The sequence below is a fragment of the Ruegeria sp. ABM4_193 genome (assembly GCF_056158705.1).
Window position 1 is genome coordinate 3,138,897 of record NZ_JBSWTT010000001.1, and the last position, 26,772, is coordinate 3,165,668.

The window sequence follows — 26,772 nt, forward strand, 5'->3', positions numbered from 1 at the left end:
ACATGACCCGCACACCAGAAGAAATCAGCCAGCAATTGCTTGATGTGGCCCGCAAGGCAGGCGCGGAGGCAGCAGATGCCATCGTGCTTGACGGCTCCTCGGTCGCGGTTGAGGTGCGCAGCGGCGCACTGGAACATGCGGAACGCTCGGAAGGCACAGATCTGGGGCTACGGGTTTTTCTGGGCAAACGGTCTGCCATCGTATCCAGTTCCGACAGCCGCCCGGAAACCCTGCACGCAATGGCTGAACGCGCTGTGGCCATGGCCAAAGAAGCCCCTGAAGATCCCTTTTCCGGGCTGGCAGAAAGTGACCAATTGGTAAGTGACTGGGATGTGCAATCGCTTGAGATGCTGGACCCAACCCCCGCCCCATCCGCCGAAACCCTGATGCAGGATGCTCTGACAGCCGAAGCCGCAGCAATGGCTGTGCCGGGTGTCACTCAGGTCTCAGATGCGGCGGCAAGCTATGGAACCCACCGCGTGCATCTGGCCGCCACAAATGGGTTTGCCGGCGGATACGAACGCAGCAGCCGGTCTGTGTCTTGCGTTGCGATTTCGGGCGAAGGCACCGGGATGGAACGGGATTACGACGGCGACAGTCGGACGTTTCAGTCCGATCTGCGCAGCGCCGACGAAATCGGGCGCACGGCAGGCGAACGCGCCGTACAACAGGTTGGCGCACGCAAGCCCGAAACCGGCAGTTTTCCTGTGTTGTTTGATGAACGCATCTCGTCTTCACTTATCGGCCATCTGCTGGCCGCCAGTAATGGCGCGGCTATTGCGCGGGGTGCGTCCTGGCTGAAGGATTGTCTGGGCCAAGAGGTTCTGCCCGCGCACCTGTCCATCATCGAAGACCCCCATCGCCCACGCATCTCGGGCTCGCGCCCTTTTGATGCCGAGGGCTTGCCGACACAGCGTCGAGCGATTGTAGAAAACGGTGTCCTCACCGGTTGGACGCTGGACCTGTCCAGCGCCCGCAAGCTGGACATGGTGTCGACAGGTAACGCCGCGCGCGGCGTGTCCGGCCCGCCGTCGCCCAGCAACTGGAACCTCAGCCTGACGCAAGGCGACCAATCCCGCGCTGATCTGTTGCGGGATATGGGCAACGGCTTGTTGGTCACGTCCATGATCGGATCGACGATCAACCCCAACACCGGTGACTATTCCCGCGGGGCCTCTGGGTTCTGGGTGGAAAACGGCGAAATCACGCATCCGGTCAATGAATGCACCATCGCAGGTAACCTGCGCGACATGCTGCGCCGGATTGTTCCGGCCAATGACGCCCGCCCATATCTGTCGCGCGTGGTTCCGTCGTTGCTGATCGAAGGAATGACACTTGCCGGCAACTGACCTGTCCCTGCTGATTGACGCAGCGCTTGAGGCCGGCAAGATCGCCACACGGTATTCCGGGACGCAGGCGCAGCGCTGGGATAAACCCGATGGCGCCGGTCCGGTGACCGAGGCCGATCTGGCCGTGAATGCAATGCTCGAGGAGCAGTTGCGCGCCGCACGGCCGGGATACGGTTGGTTGAGCGAAGAATCTGAGGATACGGCAGAACGGCTGGAGTGCCGCAGTGCCTTCATCATCGATCCGATTGACGGCACCCGCAGCTTTGCCGAAGGCGCACGCACTTGGGCGCATTCCATTGCCGTCGCCGATGAAGGTTGGGTGACGGCTGCTGTGGTTTACCTTCCAATGCGAGATCTGCTGTATGCCGCCGCCCAAGGAAAGGGCGCTACGCTGAATGGTGAGACGATCACCACCTCGGCCATTGCAGACTTGCAGCGCTCGGAAATTCTGGCTGCCAAACCAAATCTCGATACGCGGCATTGGCGCGATGGGCATGTGCCCGATTTCGAACGCGCCTATCGACCGTCGCTGGCCTATCGCATGGCTCTGGTCGCGCAGGGACGGTTCGATGCGATGCTGACCCTGCGCCCCAGCTGGGAATGGGATATCGCCGCCGGTGATCTGATCATCCGCGAGGCAGGCGGTATCTGTTCCGATCGGGCGGGGCAGCCCTTGGTGTTCAACAATGCCCACCCCAGGCTGAACGGTGTTATCGCTGCGAATGCGACGCTTCACGAAGAGCTGTCAAAACGGCTGGATCCAACCGGACCCGGGATCGGAGCATGAGCAAACCGCGATCTTTAAGCCTTGCGGCCTACCGGGTTCTGTCATGGGGAATGCGCAACAGCGTCGGGCAACATACCGACCTGCCACGTCCCGAAGGCGAGCTTCTCTGGGTCCATGTGGCCACTCCGGGTCGTTTGCGCGGGGTGAACGATTTTTGCCACCGGATGCTGCAAGTTCGATCCGATCTGAACTTCGTCCTGACAACACCTCCTGACACAGATTTGGACAGCTGGCCGCAACATGATTTCCTGCTGGTCAACCTGCCTCAGGACCAAAGCGGTGCTGTGCGCGGCTTCCTGGACCACTGGCGTCCGTCTATGGGGCTTTGGGTGGGCGGTGATCTGATGCCGAACATTCTGACCCGAGCCGATGAACACAACATCCCACTGGTTCTGTTCGATGCTCAGTTCAGCGTTACCTTGCCCCGAAGCGCACGCTGGTTGCCGGATATCACGCGGGCCACGTTTGACTGTTTTCAACACGTCATGACTGCATCGCCAGAAACAGCGCGCCAGATCCGCCGACTGGGCATTCCATCCGCCAAAGTCCATGAATCGCCTCCCCTGCGCATCAGCCCCAACCCCAGGCCATGGCCCGAAGACGAGTTGATTGAAACCAATCACACCCTTGCCGGGCGACCCGTCTGGCTGGCAGCCTGGGTTCAGGACAAAGAATTTATCTCAGTTCTGACGGCACACCGGCAGGCCCTTCGCATGCTGCACCGGCTTGTCCTTGTGTTGCACGTGGCTGATGAATTAGAGGTCGGGCCGCTGAAACGTCGGCTTGAAACTATGGACCTACGCTGCGTCAATTGGGACGCCGGAGAAGAGATTGAAGATACCACGCAGGTAATACTGACATCGGACCCAGAAAACCTGGGCCTGTGGTGTCGCGTGTCCGCCGTCACTTTTATGGCCAGTTCGCTGGAGCGTGGCGCGGGCGGTCGTGATCCCTCTGAGTCGATTGCATTGGGATCTGCTATTATTTACGGGCCGTTTGTTCATCGCCACGACGCTTTGTATTCTCAGCTGCGGCAGGCTGGTGCTGCCAAACAGGTCAAGACAGCAACCGAACTGGGGGATGCTCTGATCGAACTTCTGGCACCGGATCTTGCGGCAGGCATGGCATTGGCGGGATGGCAGATGATAACCGAAGGCGCACCACAAGCAGATGCCCTGATCGAAATGGTGCAAGATATTCTGGATCAGCGGAGTGCGGAACATGCGGGCGCCTGATTTCTGGAACACAGCGCCGGATCATCTGGACTTCAGGGCGCGTCTGCTGGCACCGTTCGGTCATCTTTATGCCGCTGCCACGGCCCGCAGGGTCGCTTCAAAGGTCGGTGAACAGCCGGGCGTGCCGGTGATCTGTATCGGCAACCTCAATGCCGGTGGGACTGGCAAGACACCTACGGTGATCTGGACCCTCGAACAGCTTAGAAATGCATGGCACGAGCCACATGTCGTCACGCGTGGGCATGGGGGGTCGCTGGAAGGCCCGGTGCTGGTCGATCCTGCCAAACACACCGCCGCCGAGGTCGGAGATGAGCCGCTGTTGCTGGCAATGTTTGGTGAGGTTTGGGTCGCCAAGGACCGGGCAGCAGGTGCCCGTGCGGCTGCGGCTGCGGGCGCGACGGTGATCGTGCTGGACGATGGGTTTCAAAACCCTTCGGTCACCAAAGATTTTTCCATCATCGTCGTCGATGCTCAACGCGGATTTGGAAACGGGCTTTGCTTGCCCGCCGGTCCTTTGCGCGAACCTGTGAACGTTGGCTTGCAACGCGCCGATCTGGTGCTGTCACTAGGCGATAAGGCCGCGCAGAAGGCGTTTTCTTCGCAATGGAGCACACAAGTGACCGTTCCGCATGTCGCCGGAGTCATTGAACCTTTGCAGACCGGTATGGATTGGACAGGGACGCGCGCACTGGCCTTTGCAGGTATCGGCTATCCCGAAAAATTCTTTCAGACCCTGCGCCGTCTGGGTGTCGAGCTGGTGCGGGCCGAAGCATTGGACGATCACCAGCCCCTGACCCAGGCCTTGATGACCCGGCTGGAAAACGAAGCACGTATGTTAGGGGCTCAGATGATTACGACTGAAAAAGACGCTGTGCGCCTGCCCCGTGCTTTCCGTAACAAAGTGATCACGCTGCCGGTCCGACTTCAGATACCGCAAGGCGAAAAGGTGAAAGAGATGCTGCTAACCGTAGCCCCGTCACCTAAGTAGGTTCGGCCGACCCCATTAGGGTCGACCGGAAGAAGATCAGCTGCCAAGCTCGGCTTCGATCAGCTTCTTGAAATCCGCGTAGGATTGATTGTCGACCTTCTTGCCGTTCACAATGAAGGACGGCGTCGACTGAATGCCGTCGCGCTCAGCGTTTTCCTGATACCATGCAGCAAGCGTACGCGCTTTGGTGCCGTCTTGCAGACACGCTTCAAGCTGATCGCCGTCGATCCCGGCCAAACGGCCGATCTTGCGCAGCTCGTCAACGATCTCAGCCGGACCGCCCGCACGTGTCCATTCGGATTGTTTTTCATAGATCACGTCGGTGATGCCAAAAAACTTCTCTGGTCCCGCGCAACGGGCAACCATCGACGCCCACAAACCGTAACGGTCAAAATATACCTCACGATAGGTGAATTTGACCTTTCCTGTATCGATGAAATCTTTCTTGAGTTGCTTATACGCGCCCTGATGAAAATTCGCACAATGCGGGCAGGTGTAAGAGGCATATTCGATGATCTCGACCGGTGCGTCTTCGGCACCCTGCACCATTTCGATGATGGTCGAGGTATCAATATCCGCCTCCTGCGCCTCGGCAGTTCCCACCAACAGGTTGGACGAATTGGAATTTGACAGCGACAGCCAATAGCCGCCAGCGGCGACGGCGACGGCCGCACAGATTACGGTTGCAATACGGCTCATTCTCAGCCCTTTCTCAGCGTTTCTGTTTGGATAAAACGTTGCATGCAAGACGTTCAAGAGCCGCGCGCAAATCTTCATCATTCACGTCGCGTGACACTTTGTCTGCTTCGGCGGCAACGTCAGGTGCAATCTGGGGTTTTGCCTGCTTCGGCTTGTGGTCGAAACTGGCTTGCCCTTCGGCAAATCCGGTCGGGGCGGTCTGGGTGATGCGGATGCGGCTGATGGCGTTGTATCCGTAAACCGCGTTGACCTTACCGCGCAGTTGTTCCTTCTGCATTTCCAGCATCGGCGCCTGCGGGCCGGTGGTCAGCACGGTCAGGGTCGCACCAAAGCCGCCCTTACCATAGCCCACATTGACCGGGCGCGCGATGGCAGCGGTGTCCTGACCCACAATCTCGGCCCAATGGGTCAACAACCGCGACACGGCAAAGCCCCGGCTTTCACCGGCACGCCGGATCTGATCGTTCAGCAAGGACGCGGTGCGTTTGAACCCGCGGGTCGAGGAACGTCTGCGTTGCATCTGGTTTCCCACTCCTACACCGCTATTGTAATAAACAGACCATCGGGTGCCAGCGAAACCCGACAAGGAGATGAATAAAACTTGCGTGATTCCCCTGAATTCATCGTCAGCGCCGCGCTTTTGGAATGGTATGACCGCCACGCGCGCGACATGCCATGGCGCGTCAGCCCCGCGGATCGGGCCGTAGGAGTGCGCCCTGACCCCTACCGGGTCTGGCTGTCTGAAGTGATGTTGCAGCAGACCACCGTGGCAGCGGTGCGCGATTACTTCCTGCGTTTCACCACCCGATGGCCAACAGTTCACACGCTTGCCGCTGCGCCGGACGAACAGGTGATGGGGGAATGGGCTGGGCTTGGATATTATGCCCGTGCCCGCAACCTACTGAAATGCGCCCGTGTTGTTGCGCAAGACCACGATGGCCGGTTTCCTGACACCTATGAGGCGCTACTGAAACTTCCCGGCATTGGCCCGTATACCGCCGCAGCGATCTCGGCCATTGCGTTTGATCAGCCGGAAACGGTTCTGGATGTCAATGTCGAACGGGTCATGGCCCGGTTTTTTGACATTCACGATCCTTTGCCCGGATCCAAACCTTTGCTGAAAGAAAAGGCCGAGGCCCTGACGCCGTCCACCCGACCCGGGGATTATGCTCAGGCTGTTATGGATTTGGGGGCCACGATCTGCACGCCGAAATCTCCGGCCTGCGGCATATGTCCGTTGCGTGACACCTGTCAGGCCCGCATCGCAGGAACCCAGGCCGACCTTCCCCGAAAGACGCCGAAAAAGCCAAAACCCACCCGTTATGGCCACGTCTATATTGCGCGTAAGGCAGACGGGGCCATGGTTTTGGAGCGTCGGCCGGATAAGGGCCTTCTGGGCGGAATGTTGGGCTGGCCCGGATCAGAGTGGAATGATGCTCCAACCGAACGCGCCCCGTTCCCGGCAGATTGGGCGATCCTGCCGGCTGAAGTTCGCCATACCTTCACGCATTTCCATTTGATACTCAGGGTTTGGGCCGCCGATATCGAAGATGACAACGTCCCCGAGCACCTGACAGTGTTGGACAAGCATAGTTTCAAGCCCAGCGATCTGCCCACGGTGATGCGCAAAGCCTATGATCTGTGGAGACAACAATAAGACCGCTGTGCAATCCATTGGGTCGCGGCTAGGTTATGTTCGAAAAAGTCGGAGCAGAGAAGATGATCGCAACAGGCACACTGTCCCGCTGGCAGTCCGCATCCCCTTTCTGGGTGTCTCTGCTATTGATCCCGCTAATCTGGTTCACCGCAATTGCCGGAGGCTGGTGGGTCCTGTTGATCCCTCTTTCGACTTGGTGGGCGTTTGCGGTTCTGGACCGGATCACCGGCCTGAACGAGCGGAATGCGGATCCGGAGACATCTGATGATGTGTTGCACTGGTACATCCTGCTGACCAAGCTCTGGGTGCCGCTTCAATTCCTGACGCTGTTTGGTTTGATCTGGTATGCAACCCACACCAACCACCTGTCGACGCCCGCAAAAATCGGTCTGTTTTTCGGTATGGGCGTCCTGTCCGGTACAATCGGGATCAACTACAGCCACGAGCTTATGCACCAGAAAAGTCGGGGCGAACGATGGCTGGGTGACATCCTTTTGGCCATGGTGCTGTATTCTCATTTCCGGTCCGAACATCTGCTGGTCCATCACCGTTACGTGGGCACACCGCGCGATCCGGTGACGGCCCGGTACAACGAAGGGTTCCACCGCTTTTATCCCCGCGTTCTGTGGCAATGTCTGATGTCAGCCTTCAACGCCGAACGCGACAAGCTGGCCCGCAAAGACCGGCCATGGACGGATCGCTCCAACCCGTTTTGGCGATACTGGGCCCTGCAAGGCGTGATGCTGGCGCTGGCTGCGCTGATCGGAGGGTGGGCTGGTTTGGCCCTGTTTCTGCTGCAAGCCGGAGTTGCGATCTGGCAGCTTGAGCTGGTCAACTACGTCGAACACTACGGCCTAACTCGTAAATACCTGGGCGACGGTCGGTACGAACACGTCTTGCCGCGTCATTCCTGGAATGCGGCGCATAAAGCGTCAAATTGGTTGCTGATCAATCTGCAGCGCCATTCCGACCATCACTACAAACCCAACCGTCGGTTTCCCCTGTTGCAACATCACAGACCAGACTCAGCCCCACAATTGCCGTATGGCTATCCGGTGATGACCGTTGCAGCGATGATCCCTCCGCTTTGGCGGCGGGTGATGAACCCGCGTGTTCGGGAATGGAGACGTCACTACTATCCCGAAATTACGGATTGGCACCCTTATAACAAGGCTTTGAACCAGATGCCCAAAGCGTAACCGCAGCGCGCGTCTGCGCGCTGTCTGGCCCAACTGTCAGCACGGCATCTTCGATGCTGTTCTGATGGGCGGGAGGGTTTCAGTTCTTCATCACCCAGATATTCATCGGAGCCTCTACCCCGCGGACAGATTGATCGCGATGTGCAGTGAAACCTTCCATCGCATTTGGCACAGTGGGGTTTTCTTCAGCTACCCGTTCCCGCACAGCATCGCTGACAACTATGCTTTCCCGAAACTCGCGCGTCAGCGCTTCCAGCTTGGCCGCCACATTGACCGCATCACCGATCACTGCAAATTCCAGCCGGTTGGCGCCGATGTCCCCCAAAACGACCGAGCCATAATGCACCCCAATACCAACTTGGATTTCGGGTTCTCCCGCACGCCGACGATCCAGATTCCAGCGGTCGATCACCTTCACCATCGCGCGCGCGCAGCCCAGCGCATTGCTTGCATCCAAGGGCGTCGGCACCGGCGTGCCAAAGGTCGCCATCAACCCGTCACCCAGATACTTGTCCAGGGTTCCGTGGTGCCGGAACACCTCGCTCTCCATTCGGGCGTGGAAGCCCCGCAGCACCTCGATGACCTCATAAGGATCACGGCCAGCGGCGTATTTTGTGAAACCCACGATGTCGATAAACAAGACCGCCACATTCTCTTTACGGACCTGTTTCAGCGGTTCGTCATTCTGGCTGAGTTCATCCACCACGTTAGGTGAGAAATATCGCGACAGATTGGCCCGTTCCCGTTCCAAACCGGCGTTGCTCATCAGCAGCTGATTCAAACGACGCATCGAGATACCCAAAGTCACCGCAACCATAACAAAAACGATGACCTGCTGGATACGCTGCGGGGCCATGAAGCTGTTGGGGTCCAACAATTCGGCAACGTCCGGATAGCCCTGCAAGGCTATCGCAACCTTTTCGCTGATCCCCGGAATGGGTGTCGCCACCCACCAGGCAATGATCCAGCCCGCCGTCCACATCATCGCGGTCCAAGAGCCGATGGCAATCACCGTACGCCAGGAGTAGGCCAGAGTCCCAGCAGCAAGAATGATGAAGAAATACTGGAAGTTATCGAACCGATATTGCATCGCCAACGGCCGAACATCATCGCTGAACGGGTTAGGTACGATCATTCCAAGCGTCATGATCAGCAGATCGACGAAGATCAAAAACAGCTCGGCACGGGATTGCCCAACGCGACCGGCCCGACGGATCAGCCAACCGTTCGCGCAGATCAACAGCAGGATGAAGTGATACCAAAGCACCTCCCACTGCGGGTTCAGGAAAATCAGAAGAACCCCAGTCAGCGCCATCGCCACCCAACGGGCACGCACGGCCAGTTCCAACCCTTGGCGTTTGTGCCGTTCTAACGCGGCCTCGGTGTACTTGTTATCCAGATCGTATGTATCAGGCTGTGTAAAAAACAGGCTGCGGCGGGGCTGCGCGGTCGTCTCGGTCATGGCCGTGATCTTTCTTGCAGTGTCAGGGTCATTGTCATGCAACCACTGTTGATGCCAAAACAAAAGACCCCGCCGTAGGATCGGCGGGGCAAGGCTTAGTGCCTAGTGTCAGGCCACAGGCACCGGCGGTGTTCGTGAAATCAGTTCATCTCGGCCCGGATCTGCTGACGCAGAACGTCGATCGGAACCGTTTTTCCATCACGCTTGAAGCACCAGTATGTCCAGCCGTTGCAAGATGGAGCGTTTTCCAGATGCGCGCCAACCTGATGGATCGAGCCTTTGACGTTTTGACCGACCAGCGTGCCATCGGCGCGCACTTTGGCTTTGTGGCGCTGGTTCATGGAATACAGCTCTTCGCCCGGGCGTAGCATCCCACGTTCGACCAGTTGGCCAAAGGGTACGCGCGGTTCGGCACGTTTGCTGGCGCTGACCTCCAGCGCCTCGCGGTCGAACTTGCGCACCTTGGCGATGCGTTTCTCGGCCACTTTGCGATAGCTTTCCTCGCGCTCGATACCGATGAACTCGCGACCTAGCATTTTGGCGACTGCACCGGTTGTACCTGTGCCAAAGAACGGATCCAAAATCACGTCGCCCGGATTGGTCGAGCCAATCAACACACGGTGCAACAACGACTCCGGCTTTTGCGTCGGATGCGCTTTGTCGCCGTTTTCGTCCTTCAGACGCTCATGCCCGGTGCAGATCGGCAGCACCCAGTCACTGCGCATTTGCACGCCTTCGTTCAGCGCTTTCAAAGCTTCATAGTTGAAGGTGTATTTTGCACCTTCGCGTTTGCTGGCCCAGATCATCGTCTCATGCGCGTTGGTAAAGCGCTTGCCCCGGAAATTCGGCATCGGGTTCGACTTGCGCCATACAACGTCGTTCAGAATCCAGTACCCCGCGTCCTGCAGGGCCGAGCCTACGCGGAAGATGTTGTGATAAGACCCAATAACCCAGATCGCGCCGTTGGGCTTCAGCAGACGGTGCGCCGCCGTCAGCCATTCGCGGGTGAACTGGTCATAGGCCCCAAAGCTGGAAAACTGATCCCAGTGATCATCAACCGCATCCACCTGAGAGTTATCCGGGCGGTGCAACTGGCCTTTCAACTGCAGATTATAGGGCGGATCCGCAAAAATCAGGTCAACCGACGCCTCGGGCAGACTGTTCATCACTTCGATGCAGTCCCCGGATAGAATCGTGTTTAAAGGGAGCGCTTTTACGCCCTTTTTGGTGGTCGTTGTCATATCACTGCCTCAAGTATCCACGGCGCTTTTGCGCTCATTTGGTTGAGACAAGGATGAGTCAAAGACGATTCGCCGTCAATTTCTTTTTTGAATCAGCAGCTTACGATTTACTCTTGATACAAGATATTGTGCACCGGTTTGAACGAACGTCTATGGTGTGGGGTCACGCCAAGATTTTGCAGCGCTTCTTTGTGTTGTTTTGACGGATAACCGGCGTTGGTTTCCCATCCATAACCCGGATGCTGTTGCGCCAAATCCACCATCACCTGATCGCGCCAGTTTTTCGCAAGGATCGAAGCGGCTGCAATCGACACCGAACGAGCATCGCCCTTTACAACAGCCTGCGACGGGATCTTCATACCACGCGGAATCATATTTCCGTCGATCAGCAGAAAATCGGGGGCCGGTGTCAGTGCCTCGACCGCGCGCAGCATCGCCAGATGCGAGGCCCTCAGGATGTTGATCTCATCAATCTCGGCAACCGTGGCCTCCGCGACAGCAAACTCGGCGCTTGCGCGAATCTCTGCGTCCAGTGCCGCGCGACGTTTTGCAGTTAGCTTCTTAGAGTCATTCAACCCCTCGGGAATATCCTTTGCGTTCAGAATCACGGCGGCGGCAACAACCGGTCCGGCCAAAGGGCCGCGCCCGACCTCATCCACTCCGGCGATACGGATATGGCCTCGCTCCAGCAGCGCTTGCTCAAGTTCGAAATCTGGCTTTGTCATACCATCGGAAAATCGCGTTTCACGCAGCACCGCAAGCAAAAAGAGAAGGCAGCCCACACTGCCCTCTCCAACGCGGCACTTCTTTGGCACCGCTCCTGCTCAACCGATGTTACTGGTAAACGACGCGGTATCCTTTCTGGCGCAGGCACGCAGGTTCGTATGCTCGCTTGACCTTTTTGCCATTCCAGAAACCAACCTTGCACTCTTGGGGCAGGCTATTGGCATGTTTGTAGTGTTTCTTGAGGCACTTGGGACCAAGCAACAAATGGTCCTGTGAATAGCTGTTATACGTACGCAAGCAGCGCTGGGGCAGATCGTACCGGGCTACGCGCGGCGGCAATGGGCGCACCGGCTGGGGCTTGTAAGGTTTCGGAGTATACGTTTGATGGCGTGCCGCCCGGTTCCTATCCTTTTCCTTATTATAATAATGAACTCCGGCCCCGATGATCGCGATAGCCGCCAGACCACCCAGAATGTCCTTGGCATCCGCTGCCCGCGCCTGAGAGGCCGAAACGCCGGTAATGGCAACCGCGGTCGCAATGATCAAAGCGATGAATTTCTTATGCATGAGGCGTGTCCTTCTGATTGTTTGGGCGACCATGTGACAGACCGCGTCCTGATTGCCCTGACACTGGGGGCAGCCGTTCCTGCCAAGCAATAACGGCCCGGTGTTATCGGATATCAGATCCCGCAAACCCCTTAGGTTATTGAATATCGCGGCAACTCATGCGCAGGATGCGGCCTATGAAACAGATCCTCTCTTCTCTGACCTTTGTGGCCCTGATATCGCTTGGCTCTGCTGCGTCTGCGGCGGATTGCTATGCGGATTACAAAGCGAAAAAGGACAACCCGCTACGCCTTCACTACGGGGTTATACAAATCTCGAACTGCGATAAGGGTCAGGCCAAAGCAGAAATCGCCCAGCGCCTGAGCGCGTCAGGCTGGACCCTGCTTGAGGTTCAGTCCGTTTTTGGACCAGAAGGGTTGGATCAGAGGAAGGGCAATGCCGGACAATTCTATCTCCGTTTCTGATGCGCGCCGGTCGGGCGTCCGGCTGGTTGTGCTGGGCATCGCTGCCATCGTTCTTATTCTGATTACGGCCGCCATTTTTCTGTTCTGGACCCTGCCAGACGCCAATGCGTTTAACGCGCGTGTCGAGCGTTTGTTTGTCGAGGCTGACCTGACCTCGCAAACAGAAATCCGGTTGCTTGAGATCTTGGCCCAATCGGGCACAGCCTTTGCCGACACCTTGTCCAGCTACCGGATGGTCATCTACGTATTGCTGGTTTTCGCCAGCGCGATGATGATCTCGGCACTGGTCTTTCTAGTGATGCTGGTTCTGATGAATCGACGCATGGCACAGATCGAACGAACCGGCATTCAGGTGACATCCCTGCTGATCAGCCGTGAGGAAAACACCGTTTACCTCAACAATATGGATTTCAAACTGACACCCGCCGCCATGGAAACCCTTTCTGTTCTGGCGGAATCCCGGCTGGATGACGAGGTTCTGTCCGGTGCCCAGATCGAGGGCATGATTTCCGGTCGCGATGCTGCCGATTGCGACGAAGCCGCTGGCGCAACGCGGATCAAACGGCTGCGCGACGCGCTTGGAAATCAAATGGTCAGCGAACTTCTGGTCAAGAATATCGCCAAGAAAGGCTATATGCTGTCCATAGAAAAAGACGTCATTCAGATGGTTTGATCACGTGGCAGCCCACGCTCGCATTCGGTAAAATCCCATTTCAGCCTCTTGGAAAGTGGGATGGGAACGCCCATTCTGTATATACCAAAGGCAAGGGAGGTCGCTTATGAACGTCCACGCCGCACCAAAGATGACCGGTTACGGAATCTCTGTCGAACCTCTGAGCGGCAGGATTGCGATTTACCGAGATGACGTCCTTTTGGCTGAAAGCACAAATGCCAAGGTTATGTATGAAACGCGCTTGCCGCCCACGGTTTACGTGCCGCGTGCGGACGTATGTGTAGATTTGAGCGCAGAAACCGAACTGCAAACCTTCTGCCCGTTCAAGGGCACCGCCACCTATCACGACATCAGCCTGCCAGGTGAAACGCTGGCCAATTCCGTCTGGGCCTACGAAGACACATTGCCGGAAAGCAAAGCAATACAAGGCTGCATCGGTTTTACAGCTGGCGCGTATACACGGATAGATTTGGGCGACAACCGCCTGCGCGAAGTTGATGATGGCAACATAAGCGGGCCTCTGATTGATTGGCTGATGCGCGGTGCGTCTACAGCCACGACACCAGAGAGCTTTACCGAAGCACTAGCTGAAAAAATGCTGGAGCACGGTATCGCGATCCAGCGTCTGAGTATTTTGGCATGGTCCCTACACCCCCTGATCGTGGGCAAGCATTATATCTGGGAAAAAGGCGAAGGAGAGATTCTGACCCGAGCACCCACCTATGAAATCTATGATCATCCGGCCTTTATCAACAGCCCACTGCGCCATGTTTCGAACGGTCTTGGCGGCGTGCGGCAACGGCTGAACGATGACAACCCGCATAACAGCTTCCCGATCATGGAGGATTTACGGGCCAAAGGCGCGACCGATTATGTCGCCATGCCGCTGCCATTTTCCGATGGGCGGACAAATGTTCTGACGCTGACCTGTGATCATCCGGATGGGTTTACCACGGAAAACCTGGGCCTCGTGTTCGAGTGTTCTGCGGTGATCGCTCGGTTCTACGAAGTTTTCATGCAACGTGAAAACGCGCAGGTTTTGCTGGAAACATATGTCGGCAAACGCACAGGCGCCCGCGTTTTGGGCGGAGAGATCCGGCGCGGCGATGGGGATGAGATCGACGCGGCGATCATGTTCTGCGATCTCCGCAACTCGACAAGCCTTGAAGAGAAACTGGGCCGAGCCGCTTACATCAATGTGTTGAATGCGTTCTTTGAAACGGTGTCGGGCATCGTACACGACAACGGAGGAGAAGTTCTGAAGTTCATCGGCGACGCTGTTTTGGCCGTCTTTCCAGTTTCGGAAGAGGACGCCTCGACCGCTCGGGTGAATGCACAACGTTCGGCAATTCAAATCGTGGAAACGTTGGGTGAACTGCGAAAAGATGGCTCTGATGCACATTGCGACTGTTCAATCGGCGTGGCTTACGGGCGCGTGACTTATGGCAACGTGGGGTCGCGCGAGCGCCTGGATTTCACGGTTATCGGTCAAGCCGCAAATATAGCCGCGCGTTTGGGGGAATTTGGCAAAACAAAAGGGCATCGGATTGTTGTGTCCGAAGACATTGAACCAGCATGCTCCAACGCTTTGCCGCTGGGTGCGGTAGAGTTACACAATGTGTCTCAACCAGTCGTATCTTACGCCTTGCGCACTGCGGCGGATGCTATACTGGACGGCTAAGGCTGATACTTGTGCTCTGACAATTCATCTGGCGTCCGGTGATCCAGCCCAACATCAGACGCAATCCGACCTCAGGCGGAACGTTCCATTCACACAGCCCCAAGCAAGATCAACGCAGTCTGTGCAGGTGAAATCGTGTTCTGAAGCTGTGCAATCTGGCTGCGGGCCAGATAGGTGTCGGTCAGTTCCGTGATAGCGTTCTGATCCGAGAACTGCGCCAGATCTTCCGATCCGGTCAATTGAAACAACCTGTCTTTGAATTCGACCAATTGCGCGTCAATGTCCAGCTGAGCAAAGGACGGAGGCAACCCAAGCGCCGTCTCCATCATGCTGCGCAAGGGCGGCAACCCCATCAGATCGAACCACTTAGTATCCGCGCTGGACGTGCTGTTTGCCAGGTCTGCGAGTTCCCGCTGAGCATAAAGCGCGATACGCATCGTCTCATCCGAAGCGCCTACGGCGATTTCGAACCGAGCAGACAAGTTGGCCTGCGCAATTTCTTCCATATTTGTTCTAAGCGCCGTTTTCCTGGCAGCCCCTGGGCCGAACCCGAAAGCGTCTGAAAACTCGCGATACCGCTTGTCTGCAAGGCGATTTGACAAAGCGTCGTCAGCCTGCGTGCCATCTTCAAGGATCTTTTGAACAAAAAACCTGTTATCCAAATCGCCTTCCAGTCCGAACGCACCCAAAGCGACCTGCAACAGCCTGCGATCCGATACCAGGTCTTCTGCTGATTGAACTTTGCCAATGTTTTCCATGAAATATTTCGTCTCTCGATCATTCGCCGCTGACGAGGAAAAGCTTTGAAACTGGCCTTCGTAAGTGCGTTGAAGAAATCGCCAGCCAACGATTCCTCCGGAAGGGACAACAGGCTGAAAGGTCATTGCTGATACGCCATCAAGCGCTCTTCTCTTGGCAGAAGCGAACGGAGGGATTTGAGGCATTTGTAATAGTGCTCGGCCACCAGCGCATCGGTGGCCTCAGACAGAACGCGGCGGCTGTCTGCATCCGTAAAGACCTGACTCAACTCCTCTACGCGGCGCAGCAGTTGCTGCCGGGCGTGTTCCGGTTCCATGTCACCAGACAAGACCAATTGTGCTGCATAACAAACGCGACGCACCGGCGTGTTGGCTTCGTCCGGATGGATCGCATCCTTTAAACGCAGGACATTGGCCTGCGGCGTCATGATTGAAAACCTGCTGCGGCGATCCCCGTTTTCGATAACCACACCGTTGATCAGCACTCTTTCTTTCGGGGCAAGTTTCAGGACCAGTCCACTCATTAAGTTGCCCTCATCTGACGCAGGCCGCGCAAGACAGCCGTGTTGATTTCCAACAATGGCTCTACCGCTGCCCCATCTCCCAATACGCGACTGCTGTGTTGTTCGGTAAACTCGGCAAGGTAGAATATCCGCGCCCGCAGATCGTTCGGCAACGCGTTTGCGGAATCCGCAACGCCTGTTGCCAGTACCCCCCAAAGGCGCCGATTCTCATGCACCGCCTGCGCAAACGCCGAGAAATCCGTCGCTTTGCGCGCTGTTGCGGCCTTGAGGCGCCGCGTGATTCTGGAGATTGCTTCATATTCGGTATCGCGGGGCGTCCGTGTTGGCGTGGCGGCTTGCGCATAGCTGTGTTGAGCGAGGGTTTGCGGTGTCACTTGAAATCCTTCCAAAGGGTCGCCTTCAGGCGATCAGGGCCGGGGCACAAAAACCATGCCCCGGCCTGCTTTTTTGATTAGCGGAACAGCGACAGGATCGACTGCGGGGCCTGGTTGGCGATCGATAGCGACTGAGTTGCCAGCTGCTGCTGTACCTGAAGCGCCTGCAGACGAGCCGAGGTCTCTTCCATATCTGCATCGACAAGCGAGCCGATACCGGACTTGAACGAGTCAGACAGGTTCGAAATGAACTCTTTCTGGGTCTCAATTCGGCCTTGCGCCGAACCAAACGCGGCCGATGCGTCAATCGACGTGTCGATCAGCGACTCGACTGCAGCCAATGCAGCGGTCGCCCCCGCACCTGTCGACACATCAATACCGGCCAGAGCGCCAAGACCACCAGCACCCGCGTTCACGAACTGAGCAGAGAACGAGAGGTCAGAACCAGTGCCGTTGGTCACTGACAAGGTTCCGGCCGTACCAGAATCATAGTCGACCGTCAGGCCAGTAATTCCAAGTTCTTCAATCTTTGACTTCAGCCCCACTGCGACAAGGTCACCAGTGGTTGTCGCCGCAGCGTCCTCTGCAGACACAGTGTACGAGACAACCTGATCATTGATTGCGACGACAACCTTGTCCCCGGCGGCAAAGGCACCGCTAGATTCATCGGTCACCAACGCGGTCGCAGCGGTCGCACCGTTGTCAATGGTTGCGCCAACACGGTCATTGCCGGTCGACGCACCGGTTGACCCATCAAAGACCTGTTTTGTGGCGTAGCCGCCAGTGGACAGGTTCTGCCCGGATACCGAGATGGAAGATGCCGTAACTGCACCGGTATTGTCGCGATCCAACGAAGCCAGAATCGAGGCTGAGCCTGCTGATCCATCAACCAGGTTCAGGCCGTTGAACTGGGCGGCGCTGACAACCGATGCGATCTGCTCTTTCAATGCTGTCACGTCATCGTTGATTTTACCCCGATCAACGTTGTCTTCCTGCGCGGCGACAATCTTGCTTTTCATCTGCGTCAACAGATCTGTGACGGTTTCAGACGCGTTCCGTGCAACGGCGACTGTCGATTCACCCAACGCCAAGCTGTCCTTGATGGCGTTGAAACCTTTGACATCCGATTCCATCACTTTCGAAATCGCCCAAACCGCCGAGTTATCCTTGGCCGTCGCGACGTCTTTGCCGGTCGAAATCGCGTTCTGGGTCATCGCCAGGTTCTTGTTCACAGACTTCAGCGTTTGCAGCGCAACCATCGCGCCATTGTTTGTCAGAATGCTGGACATAGCTTTCATCCTTTTCCGTTTGGGCCATTTTGCCCATGTTCACCCCACAAGACCTGCGGGCTTTGGTGTCTTTCTGACCTGTGCGACGCGCCACTTGGCCGTTCGCGCCACCTGCCGTTTCCAGGTGCAGCACCACTTTTGAACCAGACCCCCTAACGGAATGCTAAAACCTCAGAACCCATAATTTCGGATTTGAATCAAACTTCTGCCTATGCCCTCTTTTCCAACTTCACAGTGCTGCGAACTGCAAATTGACTGCGTTGACCGTCGGCGCCATAGGTGCTGAATTCCTGTCGAACACGCCGCAGTTCGGCCATACGGGTGGCAACCGCCCGAATGCCGTCGGCTGCACTGTTCAGCAACGCCTGATTCCGCTCGACCTTGCGCTGGACGCGAATCAACGCGTCACTGTCCTGCACTTGAAGATCGTTGATTGCACCGATCAGTTTCTCTTTTTCCGGCACCATATGGGCCAGACGATCGAGATCCCCTTGCACAAGAGCCGCGCGCTCAAGATCCAGAACTTCTTCCAGTGATTTGATCAGCGTCATGTCGGCTTCAAATGTCATCGGCTTTCTCCATCAGTGACTTGAGCAGGATTTCAGACAACCCAACGCCCCCGGACTGAGCCAGTTGTTGCGCCTGGTGCTGAACAAGAAGCGATCCAAACTGGTCTTCGCCGACCCCGCCGCCGAAACTCTGTCGTGTCTGCGCCAGCCCAGCTGATTTAAGCATTTCACTTAAAAAAGCCGCCTCCAACTCAATGGCTGCGTTTTTGAGGCGGGTGTGAGTCAAAGGTGCCGGACCCGTTGAGAGGCTCTTGGAAACCTGCATTGTTTTCTCCGAAATTTGCTTAGAACTTTCTTGATCAAAGGCGAAAGCGGTTAAAATAAACGTAACTTCCTGCGGGCAGAGTGCGGAGCAATCACACGGAGCCGGAGCAAAATGCCCAACCCAGTTATGCTGCCCACGACGACCTCAACAGCCGTTGCCAAACCCGCCTCGACGCGCAATGAGGCTGACCAGAACGGTGAAGTGACAAGCTTTGAAGACATTCTTGGGCAAGAAACGGGCGGCGATGAGCCGCCTGAACCCGAGCTGCTGGTTGCTGCTCCTGAAATGCAAGACTCGGGAACTGAAACAGAATCAGCAGATCAAACAGAGCCCCCAATTGCCCCGATTGCGGAACCGCAACTTGTTGCGACTCTGGCGGGCAACTCAACAAAACGTACCGACAGGATGTTCATTCCTGAAGGAGATCAGCCTCCAAGCACTAACCTACAAGCAGGTGTTCCGCGTATTTTTGACAGTGAGCTGCCTGAGCAACCGCACATTTCTACGTCTCCGGGCCAGCATAACATCGCCGATCCTGTTGCACCCACAGCGGCGGGATCTGATGCAGGATTGGTTCACACTGCTGTGACCCAACAGCGGATACCTGTGAAGGTAGCCGAGAATGGCCGACCTATCGAGCAAATGACCAAGGCAAACGGCAAATTAAGCGTGCCGGACATCGGTCCCAGCTTTCAAAACACCGACCCTGTACAACCACCAGAAGTCGCACCCGCAACGTCCAAACCAGCAATACCAGATCGCGCGCCACCCGTTGCACAGCTTCAGCTGATGGCAACGCTTGCCGAGAAAGAACAGAACACCCTTGTTCAGGAAGCTGAGCCAACAGTTTTCGCCAAGGACGAACCGCTCCAACTCGCTCCGCGAGAAACAACGCCGCAGCTTTCTGCGCCGTCTGCATCAGCTCGCGCCGAGCTCGCCCGTGCAATCGCCGGGCAGTTGGTGGCGACCATTCAGACGCGTCCGGGGACCGGGATAACTGAAATTGCATTGAACCCCGAAGAATTAGGGCGTGTTTCCATTGTTCTGAACGGGCGCGATGACGGGCTGCACATGACCATTGCCTTGGAACGCCCAGAAACCCTGGAGCTGATGCGACGTCACATTTCCTTACTTACGGAAGAGTTTCAGAAACTGGGATACGGTGCGTTGAGCTTTGATCTGGGTACAGCCTCCGACGCGGACACGGGCTGGGCTAACACCAACAAGACCGAGTCGGGATCCGTCTTTGAACCGATAAAAGGCGATTCGGATGTTCAAACCGACTCTCTTCCACAAATTTTAGTCCCAAGCCGGGGCATCGATATGAGGTTTTGACACATGATCACCCCAGTGAATACGGCGCAGGCAGCAAGCTCTCAGCCGTCTGCAAACAACGCACAGACGTCCGCGATTACATCGGATTTCGAAACCTTTTTGCTGATGCTCACAGCGCAAGCCCAGAATCAGGATCCGCTTGAGCCGATGGACTCGACACAATACGCGTCGCAACTGGCCCAGTTCTCGATGGTCGAGCAGCAAGTTCAGACCAATGATCATCTGTCATCGTTGGCAAGCACGCTGGGCAGTGTGAACCTTAGTGACCTTGCAAGCTGGGTCGGTATGGACGTCCGATCAACTTCCGCCTTTCACTTTGACGGACAGCCCAAGACCTTGTTTGCCCAGGCTGATCCACAAGCTGATACAGCCAAGCTGGTGATACGTGACGAAAACGGGACCGTGCTCGACAAAGTAACTGTACCCCCTGCTCAATCCGAATTTGTGTGGGCCGGCGTTACCTCTTCGGGAAATCCAATGAGCACCGGCAACTACACAGCGGCGCTGGAAAGCTACAAAAATGGAGAGTTGCTGACCCAAACACCAGTCGAAGCCTACAACCGCGTCATAGAGGCTCAGGTTGGCGGTAATACAGTGCTTCTAACCCTTAGCGGCGGGGAAGTGATTTCAGCAAGCGACGTAAACGCCGTCCGAACTGGCGCTTGATCTAGGGCGCTGGAGCGTCCAAAGCTTGGCAAATTGACTCGCCAAAAGAAGTGACAAGACCCCTGCCTGAAACGCCTGCCCCTCCTCGCGATCTGGTTGACCACCTCTGCGCTCAGGGGTTGGTCAGCGCGCGCGCGCGATTTGAAACACTCTATGGCGGGCGCACCAATCGGGTATGGAAGGTTTTGGAAGACAGCGGCGACAAGGTATTGAAGCTGTACAACACGGCCCTTCGCAACCCCTTGTTTCGCAATGACCCAGAGTTAGAGGCGCAATGCCTCAAAACCCTCGGGCCAGAAGGGTTCGTACCAAGGTTGCGCGACTCAGGACGGTACAAAGATGCGCATTGGGTCTTCTATGACCATGCCCCTGGAACACCCTGGCAGGAAGGAGCCGACAAGGTTGGTGCGTTGCTGCGCAGGTTACACGACCTCACGCTTTCTTTTTCAGCCCCAGCCGGATGCAACGGCAGTGAGGACCTCAGGGCGCATGGGGTTCGTATTCTGCAGGGCTGCTCATCCGAGACGCGGCACAAATTGTTGGAACAGCAACCCATGGAAACGGTGGTGCCTGCGAAAAAGACGTGCCTGATTCATGGCGACCCGGTAGCTGGGAACATCCTGGTTGCAGGAACAAACCTGACACTGATCGACTGGCAATGCCCTGCCCTTGGTGATCCAACCGAGGATTTGGCACTGTTTCTTTCTCCGGCCATGCAACGCCTGTACCGAGGGGCCGCTTTGGCAAAGTTCGAAGAAGAGCAGTTTCTGAACGCCTACGGCGATCCGGAAATTGCGGACCGTTACCTGCGCTTAAAACCTTGGTATGCGTGGCGCATGGCCACCTATTGCCTGTGGCGCGCGGAAAACGGCGCGCCCGATTATGCCGAAGGACTGAAGCTGGAAGCAGCGGCCCTGTGACTTTCGCCTTTATCTAAGATCCGCAAGGCCCATCAGGGCATAGGCTGGCGGCATGAGCGCGCGACGCCAGCGCCCCAGTGGGAATTTTTCAGGCGATTGGCACATAGCTGCAGGCAAACCGGCACTCTGCCCCAGGGCCAACCTGGCCAGCGCCCGTCCGCTGTAGGTTCCCATGGCAACGCCATTTCCGTGATAAGCAAAGCCGGCAAACATACCCGGTTGCCCCTGTACAGGTCCAACATAGGGCGTCAACGCACGCGACATACACACCAAGCCGGACCACATATGCGTGGCTTCGACCTTCGACCAGGCGGGAAACATCTTTTTGAAATCCTGCTGAACCTTTGCCCGGATTGATGCCTCTGAACGGGCAGAAGAGCGCAACCCACCCCTCATACCAAACAGAAATCGCCCGTCCGGCATCAAGCGGAAATAATGCAGAAGATTACGCGTGTCATAGCACATCTGGGCCGAGGTCCAGCCCTGTTCCAATTGCTCGGTCTGGCTGAGCGGTCGCGTGACCATAACGGTCGATTGTGCTGGCAGGTAACGCCCTGACATCCAATCCGGGATATCTTCGCTGGAATACCCGTTGGTACAAACCAAAACAACTTGCGCATTGACCTGCCCTCCTGGGGTTCGCAATGCAAACCCCGAAGCGGTTTTATCGACACCCAAAACCGGGCTGTTCTGAAACAGATGTGCACCTTTGGTCTTGGCGGCGCGTGCGATCCCGAAAAGGTACTTCCGTGGGTTCAACCCAAATCCGACGGGCATCGTGTACCCCCCGTAAAATGCCCCCTCCATTCCCAGCGCGGGCAAGTCTTTGGCCTCGTGCACTATCCCGGTCTTGTCTGACTTTTGGCGCAACACATCCATCGCGTGTTTTGAATGCGCAAGTTGGGTTTCACCGTTCGAATGCGTGTCCGCATCAATGTTATACCGCACCAGAAGATCGGCGACCAACTGCACGGCATCTGCTTCGGCTGTTTCATAGGCCAGCGCCTCGGCGCGACCATGCCGTCGTGCCATCGCGGCATCGTTCAGTTTTGAGCCACCCAAGCAGCAAAAGCCGCCATTGCGTCCGGACGCACCCCATCCCGGAGGGCCAGCTTCGAATACCGCAACCGAAGTGGTTTCAGCCAAATGCAAGGCCGCAGAAATCCCCGTAAAACCACCGCCGATCACGGCGACATCTACTTGCAGGTCTTCCTGAACCTCTGGCCAATCGGGGCTGGAAACCGTTTCATCCCACCAACACCCGTCGCGTGGTGCGTTGCTGTACGCGTAGTTCGGAAAAATCCGCTTCATTCGGTGCGCGCAGCGGCCAATTCGTCCTGCCGCTGACGAACCATTGCTCGTTTGGTTACAAGCGAGGCCGTGATGACCCCAACCGTCACCACAGCAATCATGATCGTGGACAGCGCGTTGATTTCCGGGCTTACACCAAGACGCACGGCCGAGAAAATTTTGATCGGCAAGGTCGTCGCAGACGGCCCTGATGTGAAAGACGCAATCACCAGATCATCCAGCGACAAGGTGAAGGCAAGCAACCAGCCCGAAATCACCGCCGGTGCGATGATCGGCAGGGTGACAAGGCGGAAAGCTTGCGCGGGTGAGCATCCGAGATCAAGCGCTGCTTCTTCCAGTGACCGGTCAAATGTGATGAGACGCGAGGATACAACCACCGACACGAAACACATTGAGAAGGTGGTATGCGCCAGAACGATGGTCAGAATTCCTCGATCCAGACCGATGCCGATAAACAGCAGCAACAACGAAAGACCGGTAATCACTTCGGGCATCACCAGCGGCGCGTAGATCATGCCAGAAAACAGCGTCCGACCAAAAAACCGTCCGCTGCGGACCAGCACATAGGCAGCAGCCGTTCCCAAAATGGTTGCCAGTGTTGACGAAAAAACCGCTACCCGGACTGTGACCCAAGCGGCATCCAAAAACGCCTCGTTCTGCAGCAGCTCACCGTACCACTTAGTTGAAAACCCGGCCCAAACCGTGACCAGCTTGCTTTCGTTGAAGCTGAAAACGATCAGGATGATCATCGGGATGTAAAGGAACGCAAATCCCAGCGTCAGCGAAACAGTATTGAACCAGCTTAACCTGTTCATCCGTCACTCTCCGCCTGTTTCTGCTGGTTGCGCTGGAACAGCACGATGGGAACCACCAAGATCAGTAGCAAGATAATCGCCACTGCACTGGCCACCGGCCAGTCACGGTTCGAGAAGAACTCTTCCCACAACACCTTGCCGATCATCAGTGTGCCCGAACCGCCCAGAAGCGAGGGGATCACGAACTCACCGATCACCGGGATCATCACAAGGAAGCAACCTGCAATGATGCCGGGCTTGGACAGTGGAATGGTCACCAGCCAGAAGGCTTGCAAACGCGAACAGCCCAGATCTTCGGCCGCCTCAATCAGCGATCCGTCCAAACGCTCCAACGCCGAATAAATCGGCAGAATCATGAACGGCAGATAGGTGTAAACGATGCCAATATAGACAGCGGTCGAGGTATTCAGAATCGTCAGCGGCGTCGAAATGAGACCCGTCCACAGCAAGATTTGATTCAGATACCCTTCGTTCGAAAGGATACCCATCCACGCGTAAACCCGGATCAGGAATGAGGTCCAGAAGGGCAGGATCACCAGCATCATAAGCGTTGGCCGCCATTCCTGAGGCGCGCGGGCCATGCCATAGGCGATGGGATAGCCGACGAGCAATGTAAAGAAGGTCGAGATCAAAGCGACCTTGACGCTGGACAGGTAGGCTTTCCAATACAGATCATCCTCAGTCAGCCAGACATAGTTCTCAAAATCCAGTTCGCTGAAAAACTTTTTGATCCCCGCCCAGCCGGCGGACATATCTAGGGTCGGAGTATAAGGCGGGATGGCAAGTGCCGTGTCCGACAGCGATATCTTCAGAACGATGAAGAATGGCACCAGAAACAGTGCCAGCAACCAGACATAAGGGATGGCGATTAGAACGGCGCGGCGCATCAGTTCGCCAGCAAAACCGCAGCCGTCGCTGTCCACGACAGCCAGACCGGGTCTTCCCAAGTGAACGAACGGCGCGATATACGGCGGGTGTTGGCCGTCTGTGCCTTGATGATTGTGCCGTTTGCCAATTCGACGTGATAGGTGGACAGATTGCCCAGATAGGCAATGTCATGAACCTTGCCCTGAACAGCGTTTACCGCATCGGCTGGCCTCTCGGCTGAGATGGTCACCTTCTCGGGGCGGATCGCCAGATGGCAGGACTGACCGTTTGAAAAGCTCGTTGATGATGACGCCGTTATGGGAGCCTGACCTTCGGCCCAATCAATCTGATAAGTATCCTCACCCGATGGGGCTGCACGGCCTTCGATAATGTTCACATCCCCAATGAAATCAGCAACATAAACCGAGGCCGGGTTCTCGTAGATTCGGTCGGGCGTAGCAACCTGCATCAATTGCCCCTGATCCATCACCGCCACTCGGCTGGCGACTGTCATGGCCTCTTCCTGATCGTGGGTGACGATCACAAATGTGGTGCCGGTTTTCTCTTGAATATCCATCAATTCGAACTGCGTATCTTGGCGCAGTTTCTTGTCGAGCGCACCCAGCGGTTCGTCCAACAGCAGAAGCTTTGGGGCCTTCGCCAGCGAGCGTGCCAAAGCAACGCGCTGTCGTTGTCCACCTGAAATCTGATGCGGCTTACGGCGGGCAAACTGCTCCAATCGGGTCAGGCGCAGCATTTCTTCAACCCGTTCTTCAAGGTCGTGTTTCGGCATATTGTCCCGACGCAGACCAAACGCGATGTTTTCCCAGACGCTGAGATGCGGGAAAAGAGCATATGACTGGAACATCATGTTCACAGCGCGCTTGTTGGGTGGAATAGGGTCAATATCCTGACCGCCCAACAGGATATGACCTTCGGTTGGGGTTTCGAACCCGGCAAGCATCCGCATCATCGTTGTCTTGCCACATCCCGACGGACCAAGCAGGGCAAAGAATTCACGCTCGAAAATATCCAGTGACAGATTGTCGATCGCCGTGAACTCGCCGAAGCGCTTGGTCACGTTCTGAAACTGGATCAAGGGTTTCGCCTGTGGGTCATCCCACGGCGCAAAGACGTCAGAATTCAAGGCAGCCCCCGCATAGTCAGTTTGGACATTTTGTGTGCGGGGCCGTCATTCGACCGCCCCGCGCCGTGAAACCGGATCAGGTACCTGACTTGATCTTGGTCCAAAGGCGGGTCACGACACGCTGCGTTTTCGCAGGGTAAGGCGTCGTGATGTACAGGTTTTGCATTGTCGTATCATCCGGATAGATTGCCGGATCACCAATCACGTCTTCCTCAAGGAATTCCTGCGAGGCTTTGTTGCCATTGGCGTAGTAGACGTAATTGGACGCGGCAGCCATGTTGTTGGCATCCAGGATGAAATTCAGGAACTTATGCGCGCCTTCCGGATTCGGTGCATCCGCCGGGATCGCCATTTGGTCAAACCACATCAGCGATCCTTCCGCGAACGGATGATATTCGATGTTCACACCGTTCTCGGCTTCGGCTGCGCGGTCTCTTGCCTGCAGGATGTCACCTGACCAACCCACGGCAACGCAAATGTCCCCATTCGCCAGCGCGTTGATGTATTCCGAACTGTGGAATTTTTGGATGTGTGGACGAACGCCCATCAGAACGTCTTCGGCTTTCTTGATCACATCCGGATCGTGGCTGTCCGGGTCTTCACCGATATACTGCAAGGTCATCGGTATCATTTCGGCTGGCGCATCAAGGAAATGAACACCACACGACGCCAGTTTTTCCATGTTCTCTGGCTTCAAAACCAGATCCATGCTGTTCAGTGCCACATCGTCGCCCAAGGCTTCCTTGACCTTGTCGACATTCACACCGATACCCGTGGTGCCCCACATATAGTTAATCGAATAGGCGTTGTTTGGGTCATACCCTGCAGTTCGCTCTTGAATAACGTCCCAAAGGTTGCCCGCATTCGACAGTTTGGCCGCATCCAGTTCCTGAAACGCCCCTGCCTGAATTTGACGTTGAAGGAACGTGCCAGAAGGCACCACCACGTCATAGCCCGAACCACCAGCCAGCATCTTGGTTTCCAGAACCTCGTTGCTGTCAAACACGTCGTAGATGAGGGTCAGACCAGTTTCTTCCTCGAATTTGCTCAGAAGCTCTTCGTCGATGTAGTCGGACCAGTTGTAGACACGCACCTCTTCAGCGAAAGCCGCCGAAGTCCCCAATGCGATGACCGCTGTCATGGTCAGCGTTTTGATTGTCATATTCTTCTCCCTGCAAGTGTACGGCTATTTTCCCGTTTTTTT

The 26,772-nt window shown here is 56.4% G+C and carries 29 protein-coding genes; 12 read left to right on the forward strand and 17 right to left on the reverse strand.

What is annotated here, in order from left to right:
* Positions 1 to 2: 2 nt before the first annotated feature.
* Genes ACXADZ_RS15695 through lpxK form a run of 4 tightly spaced genes read left to right on the forward strand, consistent with a single transcriptional unit; the run spans position 3 to position 4,359 of the window.
* Positions 3 to 1,349: a TldD/PmbA family protein gene (locus tag ACXADZ_RS15695; protein ID WP_475197717.1), complete on the forward strand. Its 1,347-nt coding sequence runs from the start codon at positions 3 to 5 to the stop codon at positions 1,347 to 1,349.
* A complete protein-coding gene (locus tag ACXADZ_RS15700) occupies positions 1,336 to 2,136 on the forward strand; it encodes an inositol monophosphatase family protein (protein ID WP_475197718.1) in 801 nt (266 codons plus the stop codon). The genes ACXADZ_RS15695 and ACXADZ_RS15700 overlap by 14 nt, the downstream gene beginning before the upstream one ends.
* Positions 2,133 to 3,371 carry a 3-deoxy-D-manno-octulosonic acid transferase gene (locus ACXADZ_RS15705; RefSeq protein WP_475197719.1) on the forward strand — a complete coding sequence of 413 codons (1,239 nt, stop codon included), beginning with the start codon at positions 2,133 to 2,135 and terminating at the stop codon, positions 3,369 to 3,371. Before ACXADZ_RS15700 ends, ACXADZ_RS15705 begins: the two co-directional genes overlap by 4 nt.
* On the forward strand, positions 3,358 to 4,359 hold the full coding sequence (gene lpxK / locus ACXADZ_RS15710) for a tetraacyldisaccharide 4'-kinase (protein WP_171670371.1): 1,002 nt from the start codon (positions 3,358 to 3,360) through the stop codon (positions 4,357 to 4,359). Before ACXADZ_RS15705 ends, lpxK begins: the two co-directional genes overlap by 14 nt.
* 36 nt (positions 4,360 to 4,395) lie before the next feature.
* On the opposite strand, the gene ACXADZ_RS15715 is transcribed toward lpxK, so the two are convergent.
* Positions 4,396 to 5,058: a DsbA family protein gene (locus tag ACXADZ_RS15715; RefSeq protein WP_475197721.1), complete on the reverse strand. Its 663-nt coding sequence runs from the start codon at positions 5,056 to 5,058 to the stop codon at positions 4,396 to 4,398.
* Between the two features lie 13 nt (positions 5,059 to 5,071).
* A complete protein-coding gene (locus tag ACXADZ_RS15720; RefSeq protein WP_171188610.1) occupies positions 5,072 to 5,578 on the reverse strand; it encodes a DUF721 domain-containing protein in 507 nt (168 codons plus the stop codon).
* An 81-nt stretch (positions 5,579 to 5,659) separates the two neighbouring features.
* Between ACXADZ_RS15720 and mutY the strand changes: the two genes are divergently transcribed.
* Positions 5,660 to 6,715, forward strand: a complete 1,056-nt coding sequence (gene mutY / locus ACXADZ_RS15725) for an A/G-specific adenine glycosylase (RefSeq protein ID WP_475197722.1) — start codon at positions 5,660 to 5,662, stop codon at positions 6,713 to 6,715.
* 62 nt (positions 6,716 to 6,777) lie between these two features.
* Positions 6,778 to 7,914 (forward strand): alkane 1-monooxygenase, encoded by a 1,137-nt coding sequence (locus tag ACXADZ_RS15730; RefSeq protein ID WP_475197724.1) that lies wholly within the window; start codon positions 6,778 to 6,780, stop codon positions 7,912 to 7,914.
* A 79-nt stretch (positions 7,915 to 7,993) separates the two neighbouring features.
* Here the strand turns inward: ACXADZ_RS15730 and ACXADZ_RS15735 are convergent, their stop codons facing one another.
* The 4 genes from ACXADZ_RS15735 to ACXADZ_RS15750 form a co-directional block, all read right to left on the reverse strand.
* Positions 7,994 to 9,376, reverse strand: a complete 1,383-nt coding sequence (locus tag ACXADZ_RS15735; protein ID WP_475197726.1) for an adenylate/guanylate cyclase domain-containing protein — start codon at positions 9,374 to 9,376, stop codon at positions 7,994 to 7,996.
* A gap of 140 nt (positions 9,377 to 9,516) precedes the next feature.
* On the reverse strand, positions 9,517 to 10,617 hold the full coding sequence (locus ACXADZ_RS15740; RefSeq protein WP_475197730.1) for a DNA methyltransferase: 1,101 nt from the start codon (positions 10,615 to 10,617) through the stop codon (positions 9,517 to 9,519).
* Between the two features lie 107 nt (positions 10,618 to 10,724).
* Positions 10,725 to 11,342 carry a ribonuclease HII gene (locus tag ACXADZ_RS15745; protein ID WP_475198586.1) on the reverse strand — a complete coding sequence of 206 codons (618 nt, stop codon included), beginning with the start codon at positions 11,340 to 11,342 and terminating at the stop codon, positions 10,725 to 10,727.
* A gap of 109 nt (positions 11,343 to 11,451) precedes the next feature.
* The gene (locus ACXADZ_RS15750; protein WP_171095796.1) at positions 11,452 to 11,910 is read right to left on the reverse strand and encodes a hypothetical protein; all 459 of its coding nucleotides are present in this window, start codon (positions 11,908 to 11,910) and stop codon (positions 11,452 to 11,454) included.
* Positions 11,911 to 12,086: 176 nt separating this feature from the next.
* Here ACXADZ_RS15750 and ACXADZ_RS15755 point away from each other — a divergent pair, with 176 nt between their 5' ends.
* The 3 genes from ACXADZ_RS15755 (at position 12,087) to ACXADZ_RS15765 (ending at position 14,728) form a co-directional block, all read left to right on the forward strand.
* Entirely contained in the window at positions 12,087 to 12,374 is a 288-nt protein-coding gene (locus ACXADZ_RS15755; protein ID WP_475197735.1) for a hypothetical protein, read from the forward strand.
* Positions 12,346 to 13,047, forward strand: a complete 702-nt coding sequence (locus tag ACXADZ_RS15760; protein WP_171095792.1) for a winged helix-turn-helix domain-containing protein — start codon at positions 12,346 to 12,348, stop codon at positions 13,045 to 13,047. The genes ACXADZ_RS15755 and ACXADZ_RS15760 overlap by 29 nt, the downstream gene beginning before the upstream one ends.
* Positions 13,048 to 13,153: 106 nt before the next feature.
* Positions 13,154 to 14,728, forward strand: a complete 1,575-nt coding sequence (locus ACXADZ_RS15765; RefSeq protein WP_475197741.1) for a DUF427 domain-containing protein — start codon at positions 13,154 to 13,156, stop codon at positions 14,726 to 14,728.
* Positions 14,729 to 14,817: 89 nt separating this feature from the next.
* Here ACXADZ_RS15765 and ACXADZ_RS15770 read toward each other — a convergent pair whose 3' ends face one another.
* The 6 genes from ACXADZ_RS15770 to ACXADZ_RS15795 all read right to left on the reverse strand — a co-directional run bounded on the left by ACXADZ_RS15770 (position 14,818) and on the right by ACXADZ_RS15795 (position 18,507).
* On the reverse strand, positions 14,818 to 15,486 hold the full coding sequence (locus ACXADZ_RS15770; RefSeq protein ID WP_475197743.1) for a DUF1217 domain-containing protein: 669 nt from the start codon (positions 15,484 to 15,486) through the stop codon (positions 14,818 to 14,820).
* 122 nt (positions 15,487 to 15,608) lie between these two features.
* Positions 15,609 to 16,010 carry a flagellar biosynthesis repressor FlbT gene (gene flbT, locus ACXADZ_RS15775; protein ID WP_171095786.1) on the reverse strand — a complete coding sequence of 134 codons (402 nt, stop codon included), beginning with the start codon at positions 16,008 to 16,010 and terminating at the stop codon, positions 15,609 to 15,611.
* The gene (gene flaF, locus ACXADZ_RS15780; protein ID WP_475197747.1) at positions 16,010 to 16,384 is read right to left on the reverse strand and encodes a flagellar biosynthesis regulator FlaF; all 375 of its coding nucleotides are present in this window, start codon (positions 16,382 to 16,384) and stop codon (positions 16,010 to 16,012) included. Before flaF ends, flbT begins: the two co-directional genes overlap by 1 nt.
* Positions 16,385 to 16,461: 77 nt before the next feature.
* Positions 16,462 to 17,673 carry a flagellin gene (locus ACXADZ_RS15785; RefSeq protein WP_171188593.1) on the reverse strand — a complete coding sequence of 404 codons (1,212 nt, stop codon included), beginning with the start codon at positions 17,671 to 17,673 and terminating at the stop codon, positions 16,462 to 16,464.
* 209 nt (positions 17,674 to 17,882) lie between these two features.
* Positions 17,883 to 18,242 carry a flagellar export chaperone FlgN gene (locus ACXADZ_RS15790; protein ID WP_171188591.1) on the reverse strand — a complete coding sequence of 120 codons (360 nt, stop codon included), beginning with the start codon at positions 18,240 to 18,242 and terminating at the stop codon, positions 17,883 to 17,885.
* Entirely contained in the window at positions 18,232 to 18,507 is a 276-nt protein-coding gene (locus ACXADZ_RS15795) for a rod-binding protein (protein ID WP_171188589.1), read from the reverse strand. The genes ACXADZ_RS15790 and ACXADZ_RS15795 overlap by 11 nt, the downstream gene beginning before the upstream one ends.
* 111 nt (positions 18,508 to 18,618) lie before the next feature.
* Between ACXADZ_RS15795 and ACXADZ_RS15800 the strand changes: the two genes are divergently transcribed.
* From ACXADZ_RS15800 to ACXADZ_RS15810, 3 genes are read left to right on the forward strand one after another with little or no spacing between them, the layout of a single operon-like run.
* A complete protein-coding gene (locus ACXADZ_RS15800) occupies positions 18,619 to 19,842 on the forward strand; it encodes a flagellar hook-length control protein FliK (protein ID WP_475197754.1) in 1,224 nt (407 codons plus the stop codon).
* A gap of 3 nt (positions 19,843 to 19,845) precedes the next feature.
* On the forward strand, positions 19,846 to 20,508 hold the full coding sequence (locus ACXADZ_RS15805) for a flagellar hook capping FlgD N-terminal domain-containing protein (protein WP_475197757.1): 663 nt from the start codon (positions 19,846 to 19,848) through the stop codon (positions 20,506 to 20,508).
* A 50-nt stretch (positions 20,509 to 20,558) separates the two neighbouring features.
* Positions 20,559 to 21,428 (forward strand): phosphotransferase family protein, encoded by an 870-nt coding sequence (locus ACXADZ_RS15810; RefSeq protein WP_475197760.1) that lies wholly within the window; start codon positions 20,559 to 20,561, stop codon positions 21,426 to 21,428.
* Positions 21,429 to 21,437: 9 nt separating this feature from the next.
* On the opposite strand, the gene ACXADZ_RS15815 is transcribed toward ACXADZ_RS15810, so the two are convergent.
* From ACXADZ_RS15815 to ACXADZ_RS15835, 5 genes are all read right to left on the reverse strand, one after another.
* Complete coding sequence (locus ACXADZ_RS15815; RefSeq protein ID WP_475197762.1) at positions 21,438 to 22,739, reverse strand: NAD(P)/FAD-dependent oxidoreductase; 1,302 nt, start codon at positions 22,737 to 22,739, stop codon at positions 21,438 to 21,440.
* Positions 22,736 to 23,554, reverse strand: coding sequence for an ABC transporter permease (locus ACXADZ_RS15820; RefSeq protein ID WP_171095769.1), 819 nt, complete (start codon positions 23,552 to 23,554; stop codon positions 22,736 to 22,738). The genes ACXADZ_RS15815 and ACXADZ_RS15820 overlap by 4 nt, the downstream gene beginning before the upstream one ends.
* On the reverse strand, positions 23,551 to 24,441 hold the full coding sequence (locus ACXADZ_RS15825) for an ABC transporter permease subunit (RefSeq protein ID WP_475197766.1): 891 nt from the start codon (positions 24,439 to 24,441) through the stop codon (positions 23,551 to 23,553). The genes ACXADZ_RS15820 and ACXADZ_RS15825 overlap by 4 nt, the downstream gene beginning before the upstream one ends.
* Positions 24,441 to 25,568 carry an ABC transporter ATP-binding protein gene (locus ACXADZ_RS15830; protein ID WP_171670332.1) on the reverse strand — a complete coding sequence of 376 codons (1,128 nt, stop codon included), beginning with the start codon at positions 25,566 to 25,568 and terminating at the stop codon, positions 24,441 to 24,443. The genes ACXADZ_RS15825 and ACXADZ_RS15830 overlap by 1 nt, the downstream gene beginning before the upstream one ends.
* Before the next feature lie 76 nt (positions 25,569 to 25,644).
* Positions 25,645 to 26,730, reverse strand: a complete 1,086-nt coding sequence (locus tag ACXADZ_RS15835; RefSeq protein WP_171095764.1) for a polyamine ABC transporter substrate-binding protein — start codon at positions 26,728 to 26,730, stop codon at positions 25,645 to 25,647.
* Positions 26,731 to 26,772: the final 42 nt, after the last annotated feature.